The 7,695-nt window shown below is 60.6% G+C and carries 11 protein-coding genes and 1 tRNA gene; 6 read left to right on the forward strand and 6 right to left on the reverse strand.

The window, feature by feature from the left end:
* Positions 1-28 precede the first annotated feature (28 nt).
* From FFS35_RS14595 to FFS35_RS20045, 4 genes are all read left to right on the forward strand, one after another.
* A complete protein-coding gene (locus FFS35_RS14595) occupies positions 29-1,150 on the forward strand; it encodes a glycosidase (protein ID WP_137787821.1) in 1,122 nt (373 codons plus the stop codon).
* 171 nt (positions 1,151-1,321) lie between these two features.
* The gene (locus FFS35_RS14600; RefSeq protein WP_137787822.1) at positions 1,322-1,870 is read left to right on the forward strand and encodes a PRC-barrel domain-containing protein; all 549 of its coding nucleotides are present in this window, start codon (positions 1,322-1,324) and stop codon (positions 1,868-1,870) included.
* A 78-nt stretch (positions 1,871-1,948) separates the two neighbouring features.
* A complete protein-coding gene (locus tag FFS35_RS20040; RefSeq protein WP_171007643.1) occupies positions 1,949-2,107 on the forward strand; it encodes a hypothetical protein in 159 nt (52 codons plus the stop codon).
* A 28-nt stretch (positions 2,108-2,135) separates the two neighbouring features.
* The gene (locus tag FFS35_RS20045) at positions 2,136-2,312 is read left to right on the forward strand and encodes a hypothetical protein (RefSeq protein ID WP_171007644.1); all 177 of its coding nucleotides are present in this window, start codon (positions 2,136-2,138) and stop codon (positions 2,310-2,312) included.
* A 361-nt stretch (positions 2,313-2,673) separates the two neighbouring features.
* On the opposite strand, the gene FFS35_RS14605 is transcribed toward FFS35_RS20045, so the two are convergent.
* Positions 2,674-3,384, reverse strand: coding sequence for a PAS domain S-box protein (locus FFS35_RS14605; protein ID WP_212742219.1), 711 nt, complete (start codon positions 3,382-3,384; stop codon positions 2,674-2,676).
* Positions 3,385-3,564: 180 nt separating this feature from the next.
* Here FFS35_RS14605 and FFS35_RS14610 point away from each other — a divergent pair, with 180 nt between their 5' ends.
* On the forward strand, positions 3,565-4,266 hold the full coding sequence (locus FFS35_RS14610) for a Crp/Fnr family transcriptional regulator (protein ID WP_137787824.1): 702 nt from the start codon (positions 3,565-3,567) through the stop codon (positions 4,264-4,266).
* A gap of 522 nt (positions 4,267-4,788) precedes the next feature.
* Here the strand turns inward: FFS35_RS14610 and FFS35_RS14615 are convergent.
* Positions 4,789-5,406: a helix-turn-helix transcriptional regulator gene (locus tag FFS35_RS14615; protein WP_137787825.1), complete on the reverse strand. Its 618-nt coding sequence runs from the start codon at positions 5,404-5,406 to the stop codon at positions 4,789-4,791.
* Positions 5,407-5,608: 202 nt separating this feature from the next.
* Here FFS35_RS14615 and FFS35_RS14620 point away from each other — a divergent pair, with 202 nt between their 5' ends.
* Positions 5,609-5,920: a hypothetical protein gene (locus FFS35_RS14620; protein ID WP_137787826.1), complete on the forward strand. Its 312-nt coding sequence runs from the start codon at positions 5,609-5,611 to the stop codon at positions 5,918-5,920.
* Positions 5,921-6,117: 197 nt separating this feature from the next.
* Here FFS35_RS14620 and FFS35_RS20365 read toward each other — a convergent pair whose 3' ends face one another.
* From FFS35_RS20365 to FFS35_RS14640, 4 genes are all read right to left on the reverse strand, one after another.
* Positions 6,118-6,258, reverse strand: a complete 141-nt coding sequence (locus FFS35_RS20365) for a hypothetical protein (protein ID WP_249341673.1) — start codon at positions 6,256-6,258, stop codon at positions 6,118-6,120.
* Positions 6,259-6,888: a hypothetical protein gene (locus FFS35_RS14630; RefSeq protein WP_212742220.1), complete on the reverse strand. Its 630-nt coding sequence runs from the start codon at positions 6,886-6,888 to the stop codon at positions 6,259-6,261.
* 426 nt (positions 6,889-7,314) lie between these two features.
* Positions 7,315-7,485, reverse strand: a complete 171-nt coding sequence (locus FFS35_RS20370) for a hypothetical protein (RefSeq protein ID WP_249341674.1) — start codon at positions 7,483-7,485, stop codon at positions 7,315-7,317.
* Positions 7,486-7,582: 97 nt separating this feature from the next.
* Positions 7,583-7,659, reverse strand: a tRNA-Met gene (locus FFS35_RS14640).
* Positions 7,660-7,695: the final 36 nt, after the last annotated feature.

A 7,695-nucleotide genomic window follows, 5' to 3' on the forward strand; every position in this document is an offset into this window, starting at 1 on the left:
CCAGAGCGCGCGACAGGAGCGACAAGAAATGGTCCATCCCTTTGATGCGATCGTTTTCGATCCTCGCGACGTAGACCTTTCCCGGGGACCGCTCGCGAGACAACTCGGTGTCGAGACATACTGCCTGGGAGCATTCAACCCCGGGATGACGCGACTGCCCAACGGCAATCTGTTGCTGATGGTGCGCATTGCCGAGGCGTTGCGGCAGCCGATCTTCGATCAGCACATTCATGCGATCCGGTGGGAAGGCGGGCGTTACCTCCTCGACGCCTGGCCATTGGAGATGGTCGACACGGCCGATCCGCGTAAATTCAGAATGCATAGTGGCGGGTGGAAGGTGATGGCGCTCACCAGCCTGTCCTGGTTGCTGCCCGTCGAGCTCGCTGCGGACGGAAAGCGCGTGATCGACGTTCATTACGATCAAGCCGTCGCACCCCGCGCACCGTATCAATGCTATGGCGTCGAGGATGCCCGTATCAGCCGGGTTGGCGGACGCTGGCTGATGACGACATGCTCGGTCAGTCCCGAACGCCATTCCACCACGCTGTACACATCCGACGACGCGCGCGACTGGCATCTCGAAGGTATCGTGCTCGATCACCAGAACAAGGATATGCTGATCTTCGAGGGGCGGCCCGGCGGAAAGTATTGGGCGCAGACCCGGCCGCTCGGCGATCTATATTTCGCTTACCCGCCCGGCAGCGAATGGCGGGCAGGACCGTCGATCAATCTCGCTACATCGCCGGATGCCTTGCATTGGAAGCCGTTCGAAAGCCCGGGCATCCGTCCGCACGCCGGCACCCTCGCAACGGCGCGCATGGGCGGAGGAACACCCCCCGTCCCGACTGATAGAGGGTGGTTGACGCTGTGGCATGGCGTCGAGCCGTCCGGAGTCGTCGGTGTCTACCGCACATATTGGTCGCTCTTGGACGCAGCAGACCCGTCGGTTGTGGTCGGCGGCAGCCATACGCCGGTTCTCGAGCCGTCAACAGCGCTGACCCAGCCGTTCAAGGATTTGATGTACGTCACCGACGTCGTGTTCACGACCGGCATCGCTGATGCGGGCGATCACTTTGTCGTCGCAAGCGGCGAAGCAGATTTGGCATGCCGGATCACGCATGTTTCGAAATCGGCGTTCGGCCTTGGCTGATCGCGCTGGTTTGGCGGGCTGGCACGACGGGAAGCCTGAAGCGCCTTGTTGTCATGCGGAACACGGCAGGAAGAGCGGATCGTCGACCTACTCCCGGCGGAGATTGCCGTTCGGGTGGGCTCCAGAAGTGACACGGCCGGCGCACGTCCTTCATTCTATTTAGGAGCGATTATGATCGATTTAGCCGGCTGGGTAGCGTTGGCGGCGACATGCATTGCCGCTGTCATGACCGCATCGAACCTCGGCGCGCGCGTAACCGGCTGGGGCTTTGTCATTTTCACGATCGGCGCAGCCGGCTGGATCGTTGTCGGCGCATCAACCCACCAGCCCCAACTACTCTATTCCAACATTTTTCTTGCGGTTGTTGATCTGCTTGGCGTCTGGCGTTGGCTAGGCCGCCGCGCCAAGATCAGCGACGCGGCCGAGGCGGAAGTGCGCCGCAGCAAGCAGCGAGACGGAGACGATCTGTTCTCACTCGGGTCGGTAGAGGGGTGGCCCGTCCTATCACAAGACGGCGCCGTCATGGCGCACGCGGTCGATGTGTTGGCATCGTGCGGCAGCGGACACATCGACTATATCGTTATCCGGACAGGGGGCGTTGGCGGCGTCGGTGAAACCTTGCGGAGACTACCTTGGTCGGAGGCGCATATCGCCGACAAGGCGGTCAAAACGCGGTTGGACGCCGCGGCGGTCGATCGTCTTCCGCAAACCGCGGACTGACCTTTGAGCAGATCGAGTTTAGTGCGCGATCATCAATGATGGTACACAATGCATTCGGCATTCTGACAGGGAGGATGCATGACCAACGATCACGACCCCGCTTATTTCACGCGGCGCGCTGCCAAGGAGCGCGCGATGGAAGAAAGCGCAATCGATCCCGCCGTTAAACGAATTCATCGCGAGTTGGCCGAACAATATGAGCAGAAAGCGAAAGCCCTGCTAAAACTGACCCAATGAGATAGGCGGACGGTCGACGACGGGCGCCATGACGACGACGATCGAACGTGCCCTTGAACTTGCCCGCGAAGGCGTGTGCCTGTCGGCAGAGGATATCCGTCGAAGGCTGGGCCGTGAGGGCTATGAAGGTGTGCATCAGCACTTGGCCGGTCAGTCGATCATCCGGCAACTGAGAGCCGAGCTCGCCAAACATCGCATCCCATGATTCAAACCCGATGTCGCTTGGCATCTGCTTCGTACTCGGCGGCGAGGTCGAGCAGCACTTGTTTGACCTCCGGCTGGGTTTGCCCTTCCGCCAGCCGCCGACACCGTGCCGCCAGCTCTTCGAGATCACGCTGCCTATGTGTCACTGATCATCAACGCATTCACCGATGAATAGTATCGCAGCCGGAACCTTTTTCATGGATCTCGGTAGCTGCGCCCGACGTGCCAGCCGCCTGACAGATCAGTCGTCGCAGGCCCTGCAGGCGATGCCGAGTGCCTGGAGCGTGGCGTTGAGCTGGCCAACCTTATATGGTTTGGCGATCACGGCGACGCATGGGTCGCCGGCGAATTGTTCTTCGAGCTTAGCGCGGATCTTGCGTGATGTCGTCCGACCGGACGATGCCTTCGCCTTTGAAGGTGGGAGCGAATACCTCGGTGTTGCGGGGCATCGGGAATTTCGCGAACGCTTCCGCGGGCGCGCCCGACAAGGTGTAGAGCATGTAGCTTTCACCGGCATCGTCGAGCACGTTATAGAAGAACGCCCCGAATTGCGCGCCGGTCAAATCGACGCCGGCATCCGTCACGATTTGGACCAGCTTGTGCAGATCGGTCTCGATCGCCAGCGCCGAGCCGGCGCGGTTCAAGATTTCCAGCGCCCGCCGCTCCTCGAGCAATGCTTCCTCGGCGGCGCGCTGGCTCGAGCGATCGCGCAACACCTTTGTGAAGCCGACTACCTCGCCGGCGTCATCACGGATCGGTGTCATCTCACCGGTAGCCCAGATATGACTGCCGTCCTTACGAACCCGCCAACCGTCTACGCCGCCGCCCCGTCCGATCGAGCGGGCATCGCCCACCTCCCGTTCAAGCGCGCCTGCGCCACTCTCGTCGGGAAATAGGCGTTCAAGCGTGCGGTCGAGCATCTCTTCCTCAGACCAGCCGAGGATGGCCTTCGCTCCCTGACTCCAGCTTGTAACCCGGCCGTGGACATCGGTTGTGATGATGGCGGTATCCACCGCGCTATCGACGATCTGCCGCCATTCTGACGCGTTTGGCGAGTGATGCGGTCGGCGCACGTCTCCTCCCATTTTTCTTCCCTGAGCGTTTCGGTTTTGCAGCAGAACGAGATAGCTACGACTTGGTTGCAGCAGCGCTTTCGGTCCGAAAACACCCGACCAAGTGAAGATCGTTGCCCTACCGGAACCAACTGCCGAGAGCAAAGTTTAACGCCGGTTCCGGCACGGTGGAGGGAGTAGATGGAACCAAAAATCCTGCAGAAATTACGTCGATTTGCCTACCTGTCCCGCGACGACATGAACGATGTCGAGCAGCTGCTCCATCACAGACGACATATTGGAGCGCGGACCGACGCAGTGGCATTGGGCAAGATCTCAAGGGATACGATTATCATCCTCGGGGGTTGGGCAGCGCGCTACGGGTTGGTCAAGGACGGACGGCGCCAGATAACGTCGTTCCTCCTGCCAGGCGATCACAGCCGACTCGATAATCCCGAGCAGGCGATCGCCGCGATCAACCATCTCGACGTCGCCTTCGTTCGAGCTGACGATCTCGCAGCGTTGGAGCGGGATCGACCGCAAGTCGGTGTAGCGCTGGCCCGGGCCCGCTTGGCCGAAGAAGCGCGCCTCTGCGCGCTCGCGACAAGCCTCGGGCGGCTCGACGCCGAGGACCGTATCGGTCGAACTCTGTGCGATCTTTGGCACCGTGCCGACGCGATCGGGCTGATAAGGGACGGAAGCCTGCATTTCCCCCTGACCCAACCGGACCTCGCGGACTACACCGGGCTCACGGCAGTGCACGTCAATCGGATGATGCGCCGGCTGCGGGTCGATGGCCTTGCCGAGCTCAAGGGCCATAGCCTCGTTATCCACGACTACGCCGAGCTCGCCGCGCGAGTTGAGTATCGATGCACCGATACCGGCGATACGGCTCGATCTTAGGCGAGCTTATCGGGACGCATCGGTTGGCGGGCCAACTTCGGACTCGTTTCGGCTTGATTTGGCTAAGCGACATTCCCAACGCCATCCACCGGGCGTTTACTGGTCGAGCGCGCCATTTGGGCCAGTGCCGCCTGTCGCTCCATTCGTAGATGTCGTGATCCCTCGCATGGATAATTGCGCCGTTGCTTCACCATCAGTCCGCGCCTCGCGCCAGTGTGCGGTACGTCCCCGGCTGGTCATTCGAACGCAACACTTTACACCTCTCTTCACTCCTCATATTCATTGCTGGCCACTGAGACGGGTACACTTGCTAAGCACACTTTTGTGGCGAGAGATGTAAAAAATCGGCGGAAAACCTCGTTGTTTCTGTGACCTTCACTCTTCCCGTAGGAGCCGCCGGCTACTCCAGCCTGCCGATCAAACATTAGCTTTTTCTTTGCGGGTTGGCTGACTTTGCGATCGGCCCGCAGGCGCACCAAAGGCTGTGGTAATCCGAGAAGAAAACACTCCTGTTTTTCGAAGTCAGTTCGTTGTTTCCCACTGGTTCCAGCGCTTTACGCAATCGGCAAGTATCGGATGTACGATCACGATCCGCCGCTCGTCGCGATCAAGCCCTTGGTCATCTGGGTGCTCCTGATAGATTAGCATGCTGGCATTAGCACCGCGCTCAAGCCGGGAGAGATGCGCCAGCGAGATGCCCGCAAGCGATGAGAGTTGCCGGAGCGTCATCCCCAAGTGGCGCCGCGCAAATCGGATGTCTTGGCCGAGATCAAATAGCCGATCGCGCCGTCGCGAACCTGCATCGGCTTCATCTTTGATTGCATCGTCGCTCACAATCGCAACCGCCCCCCAGTCGAGATTTAGCCGGACCAGCAGCGCATCGAGTGTATCCAGCCGCGGGATTACATGCCCATTTTCGATCCGCGAGAGCGCTGTCGCCGCGATTCCGATATCGGCGGCGACAACCGATTGCTTTCCATATCGCCCGACCTTGCGACGATCCCGCAGGATCGCGCCGTAATTTGCATTCAGCCCGACAAAGCCAGGCGGCACCGCGCGGTGTCGCGAGACCGCCAGTTTGATGTCGTCGGCAGCCATTTGTTGCTCTTGTTCCATTTGCGCTCTGTGGCCATCCCACAACGCAGGCCATGGAGCAAGGCCATCACCCCGAGAGCCATCTTGAAGGCTACCCGTGCAAGAGATCGATGCCGGTGTCGGACACCGTCTGCGCGCAGGCCAAGCAGATCGATGGTCATCGAGTGTTAGACGAACTCCTCGACAATCTTGTGCGGCTTATGGCCCGGCGTGTCGCCACGATCATCATTGAGAATGGGGAAGAGACATGAACGACCGGGCGGCCATATTTCAGCGCAACACGACGCCGTTGTGGGCAAGAGAAGCCGAAGAAACACGGCTCTGCTTGTACGCTAAGGGGCTAAATTTGAAGGTGGTATCGACCTATGTCGCATCGGGACAGCCGAACCTGTTGACGATCGAGATGCTGGTCGGTCATTGCATCACCCGAGAGCAGGCGGGCCATCTCGTTCTCTCCAGTCTTGATCTGCTGTGGGTCGGCGCGGGTCTGCAAGATGTACTGGAAAGGCTCGAGAAAGCCGATACGATCGTCCATGTGGTTCCTTCGGAGACGACATGACCCAGCGTGCGATCGGTTACGGCCGCAAGAGCTTCGATGATCCGGATCAACGCACCGCATCGGTCGCCGATCAGGAGACTTTCGCTCGGTCTTATGCCGAGCGCAACGGGCTGAAGTTCTTGGCTTGGTTCGGCGATAACGGCATAACCGGGGCGACGATGGAGCGTCACGGCCTTCAGCAGCTTCTCGCGATGGTCTTAGCCCGTCAGACGGACATCGTTATTATCGAGGACGTTGATCGCTTGGGCCGCGACCAGGAACATCTGCAGCATATGAGCAAGATCTTCCGGGTACATGGTGTGGTGCTGCACACGGTCGCAGCTGGAGTCATCGATCACCTAGTGCTCAGCGTAAAAGGAATGATCGGCGAGCAGCAGCGAATGCGCATCGCCTACACGACGCGCCGGGGCCTGGCCGGCAAGGCCAAACGCGGTGGCGTCACCGGCGGCAAAACTCTGGGATATGCGCGCGTGAAGACCGCAGAGGATGAGAGCGACGATCGGCTGGGGATCGTGGAGGGCGAAGCGGCGCTGGTTTATCGTATCTTCAAGCTCTACGCCGACGGCACCAGCCTGAAGAAGATCTGCAAGATCCTGAATGAGGAAGGCATTCCCTCCCCACGCGCGCGAGAACGCGGTAAATACAATGCCGGGATTTGGAACGCGTCGACTCTGTCCGGAAGCGTCGAGCTGGGCGAGGGCATCCTCAACAACAGCCTGTATATCGGCACTCGCATCTTCAACCGCCGTACCTGGATCGAGGTGCCGAACGACAAGCGTGGTTTCCGGCGGCAGCCGCAACTCAATCCCCAAGCCGAGTGGATCGTGCGCGACGAGCCCGACCTCAGAATTATCGACCAGCCGCTGTGGGACGCGGTAAAAACCCGGCAGCTGGAGGCTCGTGCGGAACGCGACATAAAGTTCAAGCTCACCGGCAATCCTCTGACGGGTGCAAAGCAACCGACCCATCTCCTGTCTGGTCTGGTAATGTGTGGTGCGTGTGGCTTGCCATTTCTGGCGACGGGCGCCGGGCGGTGGCGATGCAAGGGTCACCGGACGGGCACATGCGACAACGGCTCGGTCACCACGACCGAACTGGAAACGCGCGCGCTGGCTGGGGTCCGCGAGCAGTTGCTCACGCCTGAGATCATCGGCCGCTTCGCTACTGCACTTCAGCAAGAGTTGGCCGAAGAATCAGGCGCCGGCAACGCCGGCCATAACTGTGTCGAACGCGAACGCGACGACACACGCGCCCGGATCGCGAAGCTCGTGGCGCGGATCGAAGAAGATGATGATGCGCCGCGGTCGCTGACGGCACGATTGAAAGAGCTGGAAGCGATTGAGGTCAGACTTGATGAGGCGCTGGCTGTCGTTCCGAAACCCCGGGTGACCCGTCTACCGGCCAATTACGAAGCCTTGTATCGCCGTGCGATCGCCGAACTCGACACGCATTTGGCGTCCGGAGACGGCGCTGCCGCACGCAAGGCGATCCGCCCATTGATCGAGAAGATCGTCGTCCAGCCCGGCAGCGCCCGCGGCGGCAAGCGCCGGGCCATTCAGCTTCACGGCGACCTCTATCGAATGTTGGAGTTCGCAGCAGCAGCCTGTGCGCCAGACACAACAAAGCCCCGCCCGGTGAGGGGCGGGGCTGTTGTGACGCCGTTGGTTGCGGGGACAGGATTTGAACCTGTGACCTTCAGGTTATGAGCCTGACGAGCTACCGGGCTGCTCCACCCCGCGTCACCATGTTGCGGCATTTGAGCCGCGCCTTCCGCT

The sequence above is a fragment of the Sphingomonas sp. 3P27F8 genome (assembly GCF_005502745.1).
Lineage (GTDB): Bacteria > Pseudomonadota > Alphaproteobacteria > Sphingomonadales > Sphingomonadaceae > Sphingomonas.

Coding starts and splice junctions, on each gene's coding strand:
- FFS35_RS14595 (WP_137787821.1), top strand. CDS start 29: ATGGTCCATCCCTTTGATGCGATCGTTTTCGATCCTCGCGACGTAGAC.
- FFS35_RS14600 (WP_137787822.1), top strand. CDS start 1,322: ATGATCGATTTAGCCGGCTGGGTAGCGTTGGCGGCGACATGCATTGCC.
- FFS35_RS20040 (WP_171007643.1), top strand. CDS start 1,949: ATGACCAACGATCACGACCCCGCTTATTTCACGCGGCGCGCTGCCAAG.
- FFS35_RS20045 (WP_171007644.1), top strand. CDS start 2,136: ATGACGACGACGATCGAACGTGCCCTTGAACTTGCCCGCGAAGGCGTG.
- FFS35_RS14610 (WP_137787824.1), top strand. CDS start 3,565: ATGGAACCAAAAATCCTGCAGAAATTACGTCGATTTGCCTACCTGTCC.
- FFS35_RS14620 (WP_137787826.1), top strand. CDS start 5,609: ATGAACGACCGGGCGGCCATATTTCAGCGCAACACGACGCCGTTGTGG.
- FFS35_RS14630 (WP_212742220.1), bottom strand. CDS start 6,888: ATGGGTCGGTTGCTTTGCACCCGTCAGAGGATTGCCGGTGAGCTTGAA.